Here is a 16,959-nt window from a genome sequence, read left to right as displayed (position 1 = left end):
CATAAACTTCGTCCCGGCTAATTCGGCCACGCAGCCTCTGCCCTCGCGAGGACAGGGGCTGCTCGTCAGCCCGGGGGGTGAGTGTGCAGCAGCGCGTCCGTGAGTTCTTCGACCGCTACTACTCCCGGCTGGTCGCACTGCTGGAGCGCTGTGGCGTACCCCGGAGCGCTCCGCCGCTACTCGTGCTTGGTGTGCTGTCCGCCACGACATCGGTCGTGATCGCGTCGACGCTCTTCATCTCGCACCGGACCGCGGGCGACGCGGGACCGCTGGCCATCGAGCCCGCGGCCGCCGGGCCGGCCGGGACGGAGGTGGTGAACGCCGAGCGGGCACAGGTGCTGTCGATGACGATGGTGACCCGGAACCGCTGGGCGGCCGGCTGGTCCGACTGCACCACCAGCCCGAACTGCCGGTACGCCGCAGTACTCGATCGCGACGGCGCCCGCGCCACCTCCCCGGAGTGGCCGGTCCCGTACGCGACCCTGCAGGACGGGACCGAGGCGATCGCGGTCGCCCCGCCCCGCGAGGGCACGCTGACCGGAGACACGTCGATGATGTTCCGGATGACCTACGACGGTCCGGTGCTGACCCGGCTCCGGTACCGGATGCCCACCTCCACGTTCGCGACCGGCGAGATCCTCACCGACCAGATCGTGCCGGGCCGGATCGTGGTGGTGAACCCGGCGGAGTCGTCGGTCCGGATGCTCGACACCCGCGGCACCCGGTCGCCGGTCTGCGACACCAGCGGCCGGTGCTGGATGCTGACCGGGGTCGGCCGGACCGACATCCTCTGGACCGACGACGGCGGCAAGACCTGGCGCTCGCAGTCCCTCGACAGCCACAACCAGCTCGGCCGGCTCGCCGTCAGCCCGGACGGCAAGACGCTGGTCACCACCTCGGTCGTCGTCGGCGACAGCGGCCAGGCGGTCGCGAAGATGCGCATCTCGAAGGACCGCGGGGCGACCTGGACGGACGTCGCGCACCCGCCGCAGAGCCTGAACACGCCACCGCTCGCCTTCGACGACGGTACGGCGCTGATGCTCGGCGGGCGGCTCAACGACCGGCCGCGGCTGTACCGGGTGCGGGACGCGGCGGCGGACCTCGACCGCGGGTATCCGGGTGATCTCGCCGATCTCTCCGGGGACGAGCACCTGATGTACGGGTTCGAGGTACCGAAGCGCCGGACGACGGAGGTCGTGCTCAGCACGGACGAGGGCGCGACCTGGACGAAGTTCGCGCCTCGCTAGTCCAGCTGCTCAGTGGTGCATGGCGGCGCCCTTGAGCACCTTGTCCACCGCGTTCTTCGGCCCGTAGCAGGCGATCCCGACCAGGTCCAGGTCCGCGGTCGAGACCGCCTTCACCGCGGCCCGGTTGTCGCGGTCGTTGCCAGTGGCAAACAAATCCTGGGTGAACACCGCGTGCTCGATCTCGCGCCGGAGCGCGCGTTCGTGCGCGACGGCCATGAACTCCTTGCTGCCCTCGAACACCAGCACCGGCTGGCGGAACATCGGCAGGTACCGGACCTCGTCGCCGTCCTCGTAGGGCTCGCCCACGACCTCGGGGTGTGTCGCGGCGACCCCGCTGACCAGGAACGCGGTCACGTTCAGCCGCTGCCACACCGCCAGGTCGTCGCGCAGCAGTACGGCGATCTTCGTATCAAATCTGATCGGCTCATCCACACCATCGATGGTCGGGGGCGGCCCCGGCACCGGTCTTGTACGTTTTAAGCCTCTCCGGCCTTGCGGATCCGCGCACCCTCAGCAGTACGGCGGGTTCGAGGTGACTGCGGTACAGACCCGCAGGAACAGGTTGAAGAGCCGGTAGAGGTGGAGCATGTCGCCCTCCACGGTCACCGTGCGGTCGTCCTGGCGTTCTACGCCGGGGATCGCGGTGAGGTGCAGGGCGACGGATGCGGACTGCCAGCGGACGGTCAGTCGGTGTGGTCCGGGGGCCGCGGCTGGTGCGGGGAGGTTGGTGAGGGCTTCTGTCGTGGTGGTTTCGATGGCCTCGCGGGCCTCGGCCACCGGGACCAGTTGGGCGGCGAACCGGTCCTTGGCGAACTTGACCGGGACGGTGGTCACCGTGGGGTCCCAGGACTTCGTTTCCTCGCAGGCGGTGTCGTCGCCGGTGAGCAGCGCCACGGGTACGCCGTACGCCGCTGCCGCCGCGTGGAGGAGGCCGATCTCGCCGGTGAGGCGGTCGTCGAGCCAGATGTCCTCGATCTCGTGGCCCATGAAGCTGTGGCTCAGTACGCCGAGGACGCCGGCGCGGGCGTGGAAGCCGATGCACAGCACGGCGTCGTACTCGGGTGACAGGCCCTCGATCATGCCCATCGGCTTCGGGCGGCCCTTGATCAGGCGGACGCGCGGGTCGAGGAGGTCGGGCAGCAGGTTGCGCATCGGGCCGTGGGCGTCGTTGACCAGGACGGCCGTCGCGCCGGCGGCGTATGCCCCGCGGACGGCGGCGTTCACGTCCTCGGTCATCAGCACCCGGCTGCGCTCGTAGTCCCGTCCCGGCGGCTGGACGTCCTCCGCGTCGACCAGTCCGGTGATGCCTTCCATGTCCGCGCTCACGTATACCTTCACGCGCAGAAGCGTATGTTCTGACTATGAGCAGCGGCGCCGTGGTCCGGGCGTGGCGGCCCGGGCTGGCCGGGGTCGTCGAGGTGCTGCACGCCTATTTCCCGTCGCACGCGTATCCGACCCACACCCACGACGCGTGGACCGTGCTCATCGTCGACCAGGGCGCCGTCCGGTACGACCTGGATCACCGCGAGCACGGGCTCGCCCAGGCGCAGGTCTCGCTGCTCCCACCGCACGTGCCCCACGACGGGCGGTCGGTTCTGCCGGAGGGTTTCCGCAAGCGGGTGCTGTACCTGGCGCCCGATCGGCTCGGCGGCGATCACCTGATCGGCGCGGCCGTCGACCAGCCGGAGTACGTCGACCCGCTGCTGCGGCACCGGATCCACCAGCTGCACGGCGTACTGAAGGACGGTCAGGAGGATCTGGAGGCCCAGAGCCGGCTGACGTTGATCGAGGAGCGCCTGGGCCAGCATCTCCGCCGCCAGGTGGTTGATCCACCGGACCGGCGCGACACCGGTATAGCGGTGCGGCTGCGTGAGCTACTCGATGCCAACGTGGCCGACGGGCTCACGCTCGAGGATGCCGCGAAGGTGGTGCATGCGCATCCTGCGCATCTGGTCCGGGCGTTCAGCCGGGAGTACGGCATGCCACCGCACCGCTACCTGACCGGCCGGCGGGTCGACCTGGCGCGGCGGTTCCTGCTCGACGGGCGCCCGGCCGCGGAGGTGGCGACGCTCGCCGGGTTCTACGACCAGTCACACCTCAACCGGCACTTCCGGAAACTGCTCGGGGTCACACCTGCGCGTTTTGTGAAGCCTTAGACGCCTTGTAAGCGCGCACACCCCACGTGCCGAGCAGCGCGGCGATCAGCAGATTCACGATGACCAGGATCGTGTGCGCCACGTAGTACCCGGTCGGGCGGCCCTCGGTGTCCATCAGCGCCTTGATGAAGCGCAGATACGTGACGACGTTCCAGGCGGCGATGGCGAGCAGGATCAGCGCGTGCTTCCGTTCGAGTTTCACCTAGCCATTGTGACCAGGGCGGTCCACCGTCCGGAGCAGCTGGGTGCGGTTGGCCACTCCGAAGCGCCGGTAGAGGCGGGTCAGCTGGGACTCGACCGCCTTCACCGAGAGGTACAGGGCCGCGGCGATCTCGCGGTTGGTGGAGCCGTCGCGGACCATCGAGACGATCTGCTGCTCGTTGTCGGTCAGCTCCGAGGGCTGCCGGCTCCGGCTCGGTACGTCGAGACGCGCCAGCTCGGTCTCGGCCACCTCGCGCCAGGCGGGAGCGCCGTACGCCTCGAACTGCTCGATCGCGTCCAGGAACGCGGTCCGCGCGACCGACCGGCGACGGGCCTGCCGGGCGACCCGGCCGCGGGTGAGCTCACAACGAGCCAGGTCGAGCGGGTAGACCCGGTCCCCGGCCGTGCCGATCGTCTTCTCGAGCAGATCCAGCGCCGCGGCCGGATCGCCTTGCTTGGCGATCAGCAGCGCCTCGGACCGGGCCAGGCCGATCATGATGACCTCGCGGTCGAGGTTCTCCGCGCGGGTCCGGATCTCGGTGATCAGCGTCGCCGCGTCATCGAGCCGGCCGGCCGCGACCAGTGCCTCCGCGTAGTCCGCGTGCCACGGGATCACCGCCGGGTCGTAGGGCATCGCTGCCTCGCCCGACTCCGCGATCGCGTCGAACGACTCGACCGCTCGTTGCGGGTCGCCGGTGAGCACGGCCATCTGCCCGAGGCTGGCCAGCGCCGGGCCGGTCCACTCGTCGTTCCCGACCAGGCGCACACCCTCCAGCGCGGCCTCGGCGAGCTGCCGGCCCATGGCCGCCGAGCCGCCGACCCACTCGGCCCGGCTGGCGATGACCATGCCGACCTCGGCCTCGTCACCGATGTCCTGCATCAGCTGGTAGCACTCATGCCCCGCGGCCAGTGCGTCGGCGCCACGCCCGCTGCGCTCGTAGATCGCGGTCGCCGAGATCAGCGCGGACGCGAGCCAGCGCATCGCGCCGTGGTCGCGGACGTCGTCGACCAGCGCCGTGATCCGGGTGATCGCCTCGGCCGTCCGCCCGCGGAACAGCTCCCGCATCGCGGCCATCTGCCGGGCGTTCACCACAGTCTTGGTGAGCGGCAGACCCTTGGCCATCTCGGCAGCCTGCTCGAGCACGGCGTCCGCGGACACCTCGGCGTCACGCGCCATCAGCACCGAGCTCGCCGCGCTCAGGGCGTCGACGATCGCCTCGGTGTCACCCGCCTCGCGCGCGAGCGCCTCGGCGACCCGGGCGTCCTCCTGCGCGTCGTCCAGACTGCGATCGAAGTAGTGGCTGTGGCTGCGCTCGATCCGCACCCGCGCCTCGAGCCGCTTGTTGCCCTTGGCCGCAACGAACGCCTCCGCCAGCAGTTCGACCCGGCGGTCGCGCTCCGGCCAGACCGCGTCCGCACACAGCAGCAGCGCGGGCACCTTCGTCTCCGGCGTCGTCGCAGCCTGTACGGCGAACCGCGCCATGTCGGCCGACTCCGCAAGGTGACCGGCGGCCGCGGCATCGTCGGCGGCCCGGGTCAGGCGCCGGGCGCGATCGTCCGGCCGCGTGATCGGCGTCCGCTCCGCGCTCAGCCGCCACAGCGTCGCGGCGGCACCGGGCGCACCACGGCCGGCGGCGACGGTGGCCGCCTCCTCGATCGCCGACGCCAGCTCCGGGTCGGCCTCCTGGGTGGCGAGGGCACGGTGGGTCGCGTTCTCCACGGGCTCGTCGACCACGGCCGCGAGCTGGGCGTGCGCCTGACGGCGGGCCGCTGACGTCGCCTCGGCGTACACGAACTCGCGCAGCAGTGGGTGGGTGAAGCGGAGGCGCTCGGCGGCGATGTCGATCAGGCCGAGGGTCTCGGCCTCGGCCAGGTCGGCCTCGATCGGGCGGTCGAGGGACCGGGCGAGCTGTGTCGTGGTCGGGCGCGGTGACGACGCCGCGTGCAGCAGCAGTTCGTGTGCGCCGGGCGCCAGGGTGGAGAGGCGGTCGCCGAGCAGGGTCTTGAGGCGGCTGGACACCGGGAGCGGGTCGTTGGGCGAGACGCTCTTCGGGTGCCGCAGTACGGCCCGGCCGAGCTCGAGGGCCATGAACGGGTTGCCGGCGCTCGCGGTGAAGATCCGGCGGGCCGTGCGCACCGGGAGCGGGCTGGACAGGCGCTGACGGAGCAGACCGAGGACATCCGGCTCGGTCAGCGGGGGGACCTCGAGCTGGAGCACGGGCTCCGGGCAGGCGTCGACCATCATCGGAAGGTCGCCGTCGGCCACCTGCTCGGTGGCGAGCAGGTGCACGCCCTCGGACAGGCGCCGCGCGCAGAACGTGAGCACCTCGAGGCTCGACGGGTCGACCCACTGGATGTCATCGACCACCAGGAGAACCGGACCGGTGGCGGCCAGGCGGCGGAGAACGTGCAGTACGGCGAGACGGACGGCCAGCTCGTCCCGCACGGTGTCCGGAGCGCTCGCCTTCAGCAGCGCGACCTCCAGCGGCTGGCGGAGGTGGTCCGGCAGCACCTGCCACGCGAACTCGAGCTGGTTGGACAGCAGGTCGAGGAGCGTGACGTACGGGAGGCCGGCCTCGGAGTTCGACGGGGCGGCACTGAGGATCCGGCAGCCCTTCCGGCCGCGATCCGCGACCAGGGCCCGCCCGAGAGCTGACTTGCCGATACCGGTCGGGCCGTACAGCAGCACGCTGCCGCTGGTCTCGAGCTGCTTGGTAGCACGCTCGACCAGTCCTGCACGCCCAACCAGTTCGTCGTCAGTCATCTAGCTCCCCGAAGGATTACCTTCGCTGATTATCACAGGAAACGACCATCCGACACGGCAAGTGTCACATGAGGAAATTTGATGGTCACCATCCTGTCACCGACTCTTGCCCAGATCCGAGCAGTCGCGACGGCACGATCGTGCCCCGGCACCGGATGGTCTGCGCGCTTGTAGACAAAGTTCAACCGCCTGCCGATTCCTTGCACGGCAGGCGGTTGAGAGTTGGATCAGATGGATTCGAGGTCGCGTTCGATGGCGGCCAGTTCTTCCTCGCTGCCTTGGACCTTGGGGCCGGTGAACCAGTGGCGAGCCGAGAGGAACCAGTAGCCCGCGGCGAAGCCGAGGACGACCAGGACGGCCAGTGGGGTGTAGTTGAAAGTGCTACCGGTGACCGGACTGACCTGCGGCAGCATGAACAGGATCGTGATGAAGACGACCCAGACGATCGCCACGATGCCGATCGGGCGGCTCCAGCGACCGAGGTTCCACGGTCCGGGCTGGAAGTTGTCACCCTGAAGGAGCCGGAGCAGCGTGGGCAGTACATAAGCGATGTACAGGCCGATCACGGCGATCGAGGTGACCGCGGCGTACGCCGTCGCGTTCCAGAGGTACGGCAGACCGAGGACGAACGCACCAGCCGCGGCCAGCCAGATCGCATTGGTAGGTGTCCGGGTGCGGTGGTTGATCTTGTGCCACAGCGTCGACCCTGGCAGGGCGCCGTCGCGGGAGAACGCGTAGATCATCCGGGAGTTCGCCGTCACCGACGACATCCCGCAGAACAGCTGCGCCCCGATCACGATCAGCAGCAGGATCTTGCCGGTCACGGCACCGACCGCGTCGATGAAGATCTGCGCCGGCGGTACGCCGCTCGAACTGTGCAGCGCGCCGTCGTAGTTCTGGATCGCGAAGGTCAGCCCGATCAGCAGGACCCATCCGGCCGCGAGCGAGACCAGGATCGACATCACGATTCCGCGCGGCCCGGAACGCGCCGCGTCGTGGGTCTCCTCGGTCATGTGCGCGGACGCGTCGTACCCGGTGAGCGTGTACTGCGCCAGCAGCAGGCCGAGCAGTGCGACGTAGAAGGTCGAACCCCACCCGGTGTTGTTCACGAAATGGCCGAACACGAACGACGCCGACTGGTGCTTGTCCGGCACGAACACCAGCGCACCGACGATGAACAGCACGCCGATGATGTGCCACCAGACGCTGATGTCGTTCAGCCGCGCGACCAGCTTCACGCCGAACGAGTTCAGCAAGGCGTGCACCAGCAGGATGATCCCGAACAACAGGATCGTGTGCCCCGGCGTCGCACTGAAGCCGAACTGCAGGTCCAGGAACGCGTTCAGGAAGAACGCCGCCCCGAAGTCGATCCCGGCCGTCACCGCGACCTGACCCAGGAAGTTGAACCACCCGGTGAACCAGGACCAGGCCGGGCCGTTGGACGGCGCCAGCTTCGCGGACCAGTAGTACAGGCCGCCGGCGGTCGGGTAGCTCGAGCACACCTCCGCCATGGCGAGGCCGACGAACAGCGTCATCAGCCCGACGATCGGCCAGCCCCAGACGATCATCACCGGGCCGCCGGTGTTCATCCCGAACCCGTACAACGTCAGGCAGCCGGACAGGATCGAGATGATCGTGAACGACACCGCGAAGTTCGAGAACCCGGACATCGTCCGGTTCAGCTCTTGTGCGTAACCCAGTTGGTGCAGGCGATCCTCGTCGTCCGTCATCGAGCCTCCTAGCCGCGCCAATGGTCTCCCCCCAGACCTTTACGCCATTGAGGCACCCGGCATCCCGGGGTGTCAAGGAGTCAGGCGAGAAAGCCGTGCAGCAGCACCGCGGTGCCCGACAGGTGTTCCTGCATCGCCTGCCTGGCCGCCTCCGGATCGCCGGCGAGGATCGCGTCGACGATCGCCTGGTGCTGTTGGTTCGAGTGCTGGATGTTGCGCTCGAGCAGGGGGATCGCGTCGAGGAGTTCGTTCAGGCGCATGCGGACGTCGGCCATCGCGGACGTCAGCGACGGCGAGCCGGTGACCTCGGCGATCGCCAGGTGCAGGCGGGAGTCGAGGCGGCGGTAGTCGGCCAGGCGAGCCGCAGACGTGTCGGCGAGGCAGTGTTCGAGGTGGTCGCGTTCGGCGTCGCTCAGGTCGCGCGTGGCGGCGGCTTCCGCGGCGCCGGTTTCCAGCACGAACCGCAACGTGAGCGCGTCGTCCAGTCCGTCGGCCAGGTCGCGGGCGAGCCGTTTGGCCGGCGTACGGCGGGGTTTCGGCAACTGCTCGTTGACGAACGTGCCGCCGTACCGGCCGCGCCGGGACTCGACGTACCCGGCCTCGGTGAGGGCGTGGATCGCCTCCCGGAGGGTGACCCGGCTGACGTTCAGCCGGGCCGCGAGCTCCCGCTCCGGCGGCAACCGGTCGCCGGGCACGACGACGCCGAGCTTGATTGCCTGCAGCAACCGCTCGACCGTCTCCTCGAACGGGTTCCCGGCCCGGACCGGCCGGAACACCGCCTCGTCTGCCTGAACGACCATGCCCCCAGACTAGATCGGTGTCACATAGGCGCCGGAGATTCCCCCGTCGACCAGGAACGTGTTGGCGGTGATGAAGGAGGAGTCGTCGCTGGCCAGGAAGGCGACCGCGGCGGCGATCTCGTCGGGTTCGCCGAAGCGGCCCATCGGGACGTGCACGAGCCGGCGCTGGGCCCGCTCCGGGTCCTTCGCGAACAACTCGGTCAGCAGCGGCGTGTTCACCGGGCCCGGGCAGAGCGCGTTCACCCGGATCCCCTGCCGGGCGAACTCGACCCCGAGCTCCCGGCTCATCGCCAGTACGCCGCCCTTCGAGGCGGAGTACGAGATCTGCGAGGTCGCCGCACCCATCACCGCGACGAACGACGCGGTGTTGATGATCGAGCCCTTGGCCTGCCGTTGCATGTAAGGGATCGCGGCCTTGCAGCACAGGTACACCGAGGTGAGGTTGACCTCCTGGACCTTCCGCCACGCCTCCAGCCCGGTGTCCAGGATCGACGCGTCGTCCGGCGGCGAGATGCCCGCGTTGTTGAACGCGATGTCGACGCTGCCGTAGGTGTCGAAGGCCTGCTTGAACAGGTTCTCCACGGCAACTGCGTCGGTGACGTCGGTCGCCACGAACAGTCCGCCGACCTCGTCCGCCGCCGCCTTGCCCGCGGCCGGGTCGAGGTCGCCGATCACGACGTGCGCGCCCTCCGCGGCCAGCCGCCGTACCGTGGCCAGCCCGATCCCGCTCGCACCACCGGTCACCACCGCGACGCGGCCCTCGAGCCGATGAGCCTTGACGTCCATTCAGTCCTCCGTGCTGATGAAGATGTTCTTGGTCTCGGTGAACGCGGCCAGCGCGTCCGGGCCGAGCTCCCGGCCGAGGCCGGACTGCTTGTACCCGCCGAACGGTGTCGAGTACCGGACCGACGAGTTGGAATTGATGGACAGATTGCCGGCCTCGACGCCGCGGCCGACCCTGATCGCGCGACCGACGTCCCGGGTCCAGATCGACCCGGAAAGCCCGTACTCGCTGTCGTTCGCGATCCGCAGCGCGTCGGCCTCGTCCTCGAACGGGACCACCGCGACCACCGGCCCGAAGATCTCCTCGCGCAACGCCCGGTCACTGGCCGGCGCCAGCACCGTCGGCGGGAACCAGAACCCGGGACCACTCGGCGCAGTCCCTTGGAACGCGGGGTTGTCGACGTACGACGCGACCTGCTCCCGCTGCCCGGCCGAGATCAACGGCCCCATCTCGGTCGCCGGATCACCTGGATCGCCAACCTTGAAGTTCTTCACCGCGGGCTCCAGCAGCTCCATGAAGCGGTCGTACGCCGTGCGCTCCACCAGGATCCGCGACCGCGCACAACAGTCCTGCCCGGCGTTGTCGAACACGCCGTACGGCGCTTGCGCTGCCGCCTTCTCCAGGTCGGCGTCGGCGAAGACGACGTTCGCGGACTTGCCGCCCAGCTCGAGCGTCACTCGCTTCACCTGGTCCGCGCAGCCGGCCATGATCTGCTTGCCGACCGTGGTCGATCCGGTGAAGACGATCTTGCGGACGGCCGGATGGGTGACGAAACGCTGCCCCACGACGGTGCCGCGACCGGGGACGACTTCGAGGACGCCTTCCGGCAGGCCTGCTTCGAGGGCGAGTTCGCCCAGCCGGATGGCGGTCAGCGGGGTCAGCTCGGCGGGTTTGAGGACGACGGTGTTGCCGGCCGCGAGGGCCGGGGCGAAACCCCAGCCGGCGATCGGCATCGGGAAGTTCCACGGGACGATCACGCCGACCACGCCGAGCGGTTCCTGGAACGTCACATTGATGCCCCCGGCAACAGGGATCTGCCGGCCGAACAGGCGTTCCGGCGCGGCCGCGTAGTACGTCAGGACGTCGCGGACGTTACCGGCTTCCCAGCGGGCGTTGCCGATCGTGTGACCGGCGTTCTCGACCTCCAGCGCGGCCAGGTTCTCCAGGTCCGCGTCGACGGCGTCAGCGAACCTTCGCAGCAGCCGGCCACGGTCGGCCGGGTTCACGTTCCGCCAGGTCTCGAAGGCCTTGGCGGCTCGCGCGATCGCGGCGTCGGCATCCTGCTCGGAGGCGAGCTCGATGGTCCTGACCACCTGTTCGGTGGCCGGGTTGAGCACGTCGTACTTCATGAAGCTCTCCTGATCAAAGCGGTGAAGAGTCGTAGGTCCTCGGGGTTCTCCTCGGGATGCCACTGCACGCCGAGCGCGAAGTCGCGGCCCTCCACTTCGGCGGCCTCGATCGTCCCGTCCCCCGCGCGGGCGGTGACCTTCAGGCCCGGTGCGAGGACGTCGAGCGCCTGGTGGTGGTAGCAACTGCCGGTGGTGTGCCGGCCGAGGATCCGGGCGGTGAGGGTGCCGGGCTCGACCTTCACCTCAGTGGTCGCGAAGACCGCCGGCGCCGGACGGTGCTCGTCGTTGGCGATCACGTCCGGCAGGTGCTGGTGCAACGTCCCGCCCAGCGTGACGTTGAGCATCTGCAATCCACGGCAGACGGCCAGCAACGGAAGGTCACGGTCCAGCGCGGCCCGGATCAGGACGGCTTCGTGATCGTCACGCCCTGGGCGCGTGTCGACGGTCTCCGGATGCGGCGACGCGTCGTACGAGCCGGGATCGACGTCGCAGCCGCCCGCGACGACGAGACCGTCCAGGATCTCCACGACCGAGGGATCGGTCCCTACCGGCGGAAGCAGGATCGGTACGCCGCCGGCCGCGGCCACCGCGTCGAGGTACACGCGCGGGAGGATCGCCGACTCGCGTTCCCAGATACCCCAGGTGGCGGTCTCCAGGTACGTCGTGATGCCGATGCGCGGCCTAGAGGCGTTCGAAGCCACGGACTCGCTCCCAGTCGGTGACGGCGGCGTCGTACGCGTCGAGCTCGATCCGCGCCGTGTTGGTGTAGTGGTCGACCATCTCGTCGCCGAACGCCTCGCGGGCCGGCTTCGAGCCGGTGAACAGGGCCGCGGCCTCGCGCAACGTGGACGGGACGTGCTCCTTGTCGGACTCGTAGGCGTTGCCTTCCAGCAGCGGCTCGAGGTCCAGCTCGTTCTCGATGCCGTGCAGGCCGGAGGCGATGATCGCGGCGACCGCGAGGTACGGGTTCACGTCGCCGCCGGGCAGGCGGTTCTCGACCCGGAGCGAGTCGCCGTGACCGACCACGCGGAGCGAACAGGTGCGGTTGTCCAGACCCCAGGCGACCGCGGTCGGCGCGAAGCTGCCCTTCTGGAATCGCTTGTAGGAGTTGATGTTCGGGGCGAGCAGATAGGTGAACTCCGACAGGCAGGCGAGCTGACCGGCGATGAAGTGCTCCATCAGCTGGGAGAACCCGTGGTCACGCTCGCCGGCCAGCACCGCATCGCCGTCGGTCGAGCGGAAGCTCAGGTGGATGTGACAGGAGTTGCCTTCGCGTTCGTCGTACTTCGCCATGAACGTGAGGCTCTTGCCGTGCTTGGCGGCGATCTCCTTCGCACCGGTCTTGTAGATCGAGTGGTTGTCGCAGGTCGCGAGCGCCTCGTCGTACCGGAAGGCGATCTCGTGCTGGCCGAGGTTGCACTCGCCCTTCGCGGACTCGACGTACAGGCCGGCGCCGGTCATGCCGTTGCGGATGTCGCGCAGCAGCGGCTCGATCCGGGAGGTGCCGAGAAGGGAGTAGTCGACGTTGTACTGGTTCGACGGCGTGAGATCGCGGTACCGCTTGTCCCAGGCGGTCTCGAAGGTGTCGTCGAACACGATGAACTCGAGCTCGGTCCCGACGTACGCCTTCAGGTTCTTCTCCGCGAGCCGATCCAGCTGCGCACGAAGCACCTGCCGCGGCGAGGCGACGACAGGCTGTCCGTCCAGCCACTGCACGTCGCACAGCACCATCGCCGTACCGTCGAGCCACGGGATCAGCCGGAGCGTGTCGAGATCGGGCGCCATCACCAGGTCGCCGTACCCACGCTCCCAGGACGACATCGCGTACCCGTCCACGGTGTTCATGTCGACGTCGACCGCGAGCAGGTAGTTGCACCCCTCGGTCCCGTGCTTCAGCACCTCCTCCAGGAAGTACCGCGCCCCACACCGCTTCCCCTGCAACCGACCCTGCATATCGGTGATCGCCACCAGCACGGTGTCGACCTCGCCGGCCTCGACCAGCCTCCGCAACTCCTCCACACCCAGCACGGCCACTCCCGGAGTTCTATTGGTCTATCTCCAGTCCATTGACTCAAGCCTAGCCGGAACTGTCAATGCGGTGCCGTGGCACTGGGCGGACAGTGAATGGGTTGGCAGTGTCCGGGATCACGGGGAAAATCGCCGGATTCGGCCGCACCGCCCAAGCGGCCCGATTCTGGAGGACCGCTATGCGATCTTTCGTTACCCGCCCCCGCGCCCTGGCCGTTCTGCTGGCCGGTACGGCGCTCGCATTCAGCCCGCTGGGAAGTCAGGCAACCGCCCAGTTGCCGGCCGACCAGACCGGGAACCCGGCCTGCTTCACGCCGGAGGACGGAGCCGCCGCGCGCGGTGGCTTCGGTGCCGATCACCGGGAGCTGTCGGTGGCCGAGCAGAAGGCGATCGACGCCAGGACGGCGCAGATCCTGAAGGCCAAGCAGGCCCGCGGACTCGCGCCGACGGCCGGCAAGCTCGCCGCAGCGAGCGTCCCGGTGTACGTACACGTGATGCTGAGCACCTCAGGCGCCGGTGACGTCACCTCGACGCAGATCAACCAGCAGATCGCCGAGCTGAACCAGGACTACGCGGGTCAGGAGTCGTCGCAGGCCGCGAACACCGGCTTCACGTTCTACCTGGCCGGCACCGACCGCTTCAAGAACAACAGCTGGCACAAGGACGGTCAGAGCACGACGTACCGCTCACAAACGCGCAAGGGTGGCAAGAACGCCCTGAACATCTGGCTGGTCGACTTCTCCTACCTCGGGATCGCGACCTTCCCGTGGGACTACGCGAGCAGCCCGAGCATCGACGGCATCCGGGTCCAGTACAGCTCGCTGCCCGGCGGCTCGGCGACCAACTACAACCTCGGCAAGACCGCGTCCCACGAGGCCGGCCACTGGTTCGGGCTCTACCACACGTTCCAGGGCGGCTGCACGAGCACGAACGACTCGGTGTCCGACACGCCGGCCCAGAGCAGCTCCTCCAGCGGCTGCCCGACCGGCCGGGACTCCTGCTCGCTGCCGGGGCTGGACCCGATCCACAACTACATGGACTACTCCTACGACTCCTGCTACAACCAGTTCACGCCCGGCCAGTCAACCCGCATGAGCAACATGTGGACCGCCTACCGTGCCTGATCCCGGGCATGAGACCCGACTGTGACATCTGCACCGCCGGGCAACTAGAGTGCCCGCGATGCGTTTGCTTCTGACGGCCTGCGCGACCACCGCACTGGTGGCCACCGGTCCTCTGACAGCGACCGCCGCCGGCCAGGGCCCACAAGGCCCGGTCGGCGGCGACCTGCTGACCGCGAAGCCGACGGTGATCGCCAACGGGGCGGCACCGCCGGCCGTCCAGGCATCGGCGTACGTCGTGGCCGACCTGGACACCGGTCAGGTGCTGGCCGCGAAGGCCGCGCACGCCAAGCTCCGCCCGGCCAGCACGCTCAAGACGCTGACCGCGCTGGTCCTGCTGCCCCGGCTGAAGAAGACCGATCCGGTGATCGGTTCGGACGCCGACGCCGGGATCATCGGCAGCAAGGTCGGTGTGTACCCCGGCCTGCACTACACCGTCGACCTGCTCTTCCAGGGCATGTTCCTGGCCTCCGGGAACGACGCCGTCCACGCACTGTGCGCGCACGACCAGGGCGGCATCCCCGCGACGATCGAGCGGATGAACGCGAAGGCCAAGGAGATCGGCGCGCTCGACACGCACGTGACCGACCCGACCGGCCTGGACGCCGACGGGCAGTACTCCAGCGCCTACGACCTGGCCCTGTTCGCGCAGGCCGGGCTGGCCCGCGCGGACTTCGCGAAGTACGCGTCCACCAAGTTCACGAACTTCCCGAACGCCGGCAACAAGGGCACCTACCAGGTCGCGAACCAGAACAAGCTGCTGTTCAACTACGACGGCGCGCTCGGTGTGAAGACCGGCTACACGACACTGGCCCGGAACACGTTCGTCGGCGCCGCCCGCCGTAACGGGCACACGCTGGTGGTGACGATGATGAACGCTCCGCACGGCATCACCGAGGACGCCAGCAACCTGCTGACCTGGACGTTCGCCAACTACGCCAAGCTCAAGCCGGTCGGCACGCTGGTGAAGGCCGAGGCCCCGCCGAAGACCCAGACCGAGGGCAAACCCGAGACCAAGCCGGCCTCAGGTACGGCGCACCCGTCCCGCAGCCGCACCGTCCTCAACCCCGGCCAGGCGGTCCAGTCCCTCGCCCTCCGGGTCCCCGTCTGGGCGTACGCCGCACCGCCCGTACTGCTGCTCGGCCTCTTCCTGCGCCGGCCGCGCACCCTCCGCCGACGCCGTCACTGACGACGGATCGACCGGACGGACCGCATCGCTCGCACCGCCTGGAGGCCCAGCGTGGTCAGCGTGACACCCAGCACCGCACCGGCGGCCACTGCGACCGTGTCGGCCTTCCGCTCCGGGATCGGAACCACCTTGTACCGCTTGCCGGGCGGCCCGAGCAGCAACGGCTCGGCCTCTTCGACCGGCTCCGGGCGCTCGGCGACGACCTCCGGCTCGACGGTCGCTTCCTTCGTCCAGGCCGCGACCAGCATGATCGCCCGCGTCATCAGGTAGATCCACACCAGCAGCGCCAGCGGCAACGCCAGAGCGCCGTACGCCGCGTTCGCGCCGATCACGTGGCTCACGTAGACGTTGCCGAGCTTCTGCGCCAGGTAGAACACGATGCCGCCGGCCAGCGCGGCGATCAGCGCGACCTTGCGCGGCAGCAGGATCCGCGGCAGCGCGGTCTGCAGGTACAGGAACAGGACCGCACCGGCCGCGATGCCGACGACGAGGCTGATCAGGTTGATGCCCCAGCTCGCCAACCAGGTCCCGTCCAGGTCGGAGGCCCCGATGATGCGCTCGGACAGGCCGGTCAGCACCGACGAGGCGCCGGTCGCGATCAGGCCGATCAGACCGAGGCCGAGCAGTGCGCCGAGGTCGACGACCTTGAGCTTGATCGCGTTGCCGGGCTCGTCGTCCAGCTCGTGCATCGAGCGGATCGAGGCCCGCAGCGAGTCGATCCAGCCGAGGCCGGTGAGCAGCAGCGAGATCCCGGAGATCAGGCCGATCGTGCCGGCATGGGAGACCAGCGCGTCGATGTCGATCCGGTCGCTGATCCCGGGCAGGTTGTGCTGGAGGGCGTCCTTCAGGGCCTCGATCGCCTTGTCGCCGAGCAGCGGCCCGATGATCGCCGCGGCCAGCACGATCAGCGGGAACAGCGACAGGAACCCGAAGAAGCTCGTCGCCCCGGCCAGCCGGTTGCCGCGCCGGTCGCCGTACCGCTGCCAGGCGCGCCACAGCTGCGTCCTGCTGAATCGCGCCCAGACGCGCTTGATCGTCCCCATGATACTCCTGTACCCGAGAGTGGCGGGCTCAGCCTGCCAGCGGGAACGACCGCTGCGGGCGCCACACGCCGTCGGCGCCGTGTTCGTAACGACTGAAGTACTCGACGTCGAAGGCACAGTCGTACTCCGACAGGGCGTCGTACGCGCGGTCGAGGGCGTCCTTGTCCAGGTCGTGCGCGACCGTGACGTGCGGGTGGTACGGGAACCGCAGGTCGACCTGCAGCGGGCCCGACCGCACCTGCGACTGCAGCACCTCGCACGACGAGATGCCCTCGGCCAGCGGCACGAACACCACCGGCGAGATCGGCCGGAACGTCGCCGTACCGCGCAGCCGGATCCGGAACCGGGGGAACCGGGCCGCCACCGCGAGCAGGTGCTCGTCGATCAGGTCCAGGTCGCTCGCCTCGATCTCGGTCGGCGGCAGCAGCGTCACGTGGGTCGGGATCGAGGCGGCCATCGGATCGCCGAACTCGGCCCGGAACTTCTGCAGCTCCGTGCCGTACGGCTCCGCGATCGGGATCGCGACACCGATCGTCGTCATCGGCGG

The 16,959-nt window shown here is 69.2% G+C and carries 16 protein-coding genes; 4 read left to right on the top strand and 12 right to left on the bottom strand.

Features of this window, described 5'->3' with window-relative positions; translation table 11 throughout:
* The first annotated feature begins 83 nt into the window (after nucleotides 1-83).
* Entirely contained in the window at nucleotides 84-1,247 is a 1,164-nt protein-coding gene (locus tag OHA18_RS21420; protein ID WP_329005951.1) for a WD40/YVTN/BNR-like repeat-containing protein, read from the top strand.
* 9 nt (nucleotides 1,248-1,256) lie between these two features.
* Here the strand turns inward: OHA18_RS21420 and OHA18_RS21415 are convergent, their stop codons facing one another.
* Together OHA18_RS21415 and OHA18_RS21410 are read right to left on the bottom strand one after the other, a co-directional pair.
* Nucleotides 1,257-1,679, bottom strand: coding sequence for a DUF2000 family protein (locus tag OHA18_RS21415; RefSeq protein WP_442914401.1), 423 nt, complete (start codon nucleotides 1,677-1,679; stop codon nucleotides 1,257-1,259).
* 78 nt (nucleotides 1,680-1,757) lie between these two features.
* Entirely contained in the window at nucleotides 1,758-2,585 is an 828-nt protein-coding gene (locus tag OHA18_RS21410) for a M55 family metallopeptidase (RefSeq protein ID WP_329005950.1), read from the bottom strand.
* A gap of 23 nt (nucleotides 2,586-2,608) precedes the next feature.
* Here OHA18_RS21410 and OHA18_RS21405 point away from each other — a divergent pair, with 23 nt between their 5' ends.
* Nucleotides 2,609-3,403 carry a helix-turn-helix transcriptional regulator gene (locus tag OHA18_RS21405; protein WP_329005949.1) on the top strand — a complete coding sequence of 265 codons (795 nt, stop codon included), beginning with the start codon at nucleotides 2,609-2,611 and terminating at the stop codon, nucleotides 3,401-3,403.
* On the opposite strand, the gene OHA18_RS21400 is transcribed toward OHA18_RS21405, so the two are convergent.
* The 8 genes from OHA18_RS21400 to OHA18_RS21365 form a co-directional block, all read right to left on the bottom strand.
* On the bottom strand, nucleotides 3,375-3,605 hold the full coding sequence (locus OHA18_RS21400; protein ID WP_329005948.1) for an SCO4848 family membrane protein: 231 nt from the start codon (nucleotides 3,603-3,605) through the stop codon (nucleotides 3,375-3,377). The genes OHA18_RS21405 and OHA18_RS21400 overlap by 29 nt on opposite strands.
* Nucleotides 3,606-6,368: a helix-turn-helix transcriptional regulator gene (locus OHA18_RS21395; RefSeq protein WP_329005947.1), complete on the bottom strand. Its 2,763-nt coding sequence runs from the start codon at nucleotides 6,366-6,368 to the stop codon at nucleotides 3,606-3,608.
* Between the two features lie 227 nt (nucleotides 6,369-6,595).
* Entirely contained in the window at nucleotides 6,596-8,098 is a 1,503-nt protein-coding gene (locus OHA18_RS21390) for an amino acid permease (RefSeq protein ID WP_329005946.1), read from the bottom strand.
* Nucleotides 8,099-8,178: 80 nt separating this feature from the next.
* Nucleotides 8,179-8,898, bottom strand: coding sequence for a FadR/GntR family transcriptional regulator (locus OHA18_RS21385; RefSeq protein ID WP_329005945.1), 720 nt, complete (start codon nucleotides 8,896-8,898; stop codon nucleotides 8,179-8,181).
* A gap of 9 nt (nucleotides 8,899-8,907) precedes the next feature.
* Entirely contained in the window at nucleotides 8,908-9,684 is a 777-nt protein-coding gene (locus OHA18_RS21380) for a 3-oxoacyl-ACP reductase (RefSeq protein WP_329005943.1), read from the bottom strand.
* Entirely contained in the window at nucleotides 9,685-11,031 is a 1,347-nt protein-coding gene (locus OHA18_RS21375; protein ID WP_329005942.1) for an aldehyde dehydrogenase family protein, read from the bottom strand.
* Nucleotides 11,028-11,732, bottom strand: coding sequence for a gamma-glutamyl-gamma-aminobutyrate hydrolase family protein (locus OHA18_RS21370; protein ID WP_329005941.1), 705 nt, complete (start codon nucleotides 11,730-11,732; stop codon nucleotides 11,028-11,030). The genes OHA18_RS21375 and OHA18_RS21370 overlap by 4 nt, the downstream gene beginning before the upstream one ends.
* Entirely contained in the window at nucleotides 11,713-13,059 is a 1,347-nt protein-coding gene (locus tag OHA18_RS21365; RefSeq protein WP_329005940.1) for a glutamine synthetase family protein, read from the bottom strand. Before OHA18_RS21365 ends, OHA18_RS21370 begins: the two co-directional genes overlap by 20 nt.
* 179 nt (nucleotides 13,060-13,238) lie before the next feature.
* Here OHA18_RS21365 and OHA18_RS21360 point away from each other — a divergent pair, with 179 nt between their 5' ends.
* Together OHA18_RS21360 and OHA18_RS21355 are read left to right on the top strand one after the other, a co-directional pair.
* A complete protein-coding gene (locus tag OHA18_RS21360) occupies nucleotides 13,239-14,183 on the top strand; it encodes a zinc metalloprotease (protein WP_329005939.1) in 945 nt (314 codons plus the stop codon).
* A gap of 58 nt (nucleotides 14,184-14,241) precedes the next feature.
* Nucleotides 14,242-15,369 carry a D-alanyl-D-alanine carboxypeptidase family protein gene (locus tag OHA18_RS21355; protein ID WP_329005938.1) on the top strand — a complete coding sequence of 376 codons (1,128 nt, stop codon included), beginning with the start codon at nucleotides 14,242-14,244 and terminating at the stop codon, nucleotides 15,367-15,369.
* On the opposite strand, the gene OHA18_RS21350 is transcribed toward OHA18_RS21355, so the two are convergent.
* Both OHA18_RS21350 and OHA18_RS21345 read right to left on the bottom strand, forming a co-directional pair.
* Entirely contained in the window at nucleotides 15,363-16,412 is a 1,050-nt protein-coding gene (locus OHA18_RS21350; RefSeq protein WP_329005937.1) for a YihY/virulence factor BrkB family protein, read from the bottom strand. The genes OHA18_RS21355 and OHA18_RS21350 overlap by 7 nt on opposite strands.
* Nucleotides 16,413-16,440: 28 nt before the next feature.
* On the bottom strand, nucleotides 16,441-16,953 hold the full coding sequence (locus OHA18_RS21345; RefSeq protein WP_329005936.1) for a 2'-5' RNA ligase family protein: 513 nt from the start codon (nucleotides 16,951-16,953) through the stop codon (nucleotides 16,441-16,443).
* Nucleotides 16,954-16,959: the final 6 nt, after the last annotated feature.

The sequence above is a fragment of the Kribbella sp. NBC_00709 genome (genome assembly GCF_036226565.1).
Taxonomy (GTDB): domain Bacteria; phylum Actinomycetota; class Actinomycetes; order Propionibacteriales; family Kribbellaceae; genus Kribbella.
Note: the sequence above shows the minus strand (reverse complement) of the source record. Positions and strands in the feature narration are given on the sequence as shown.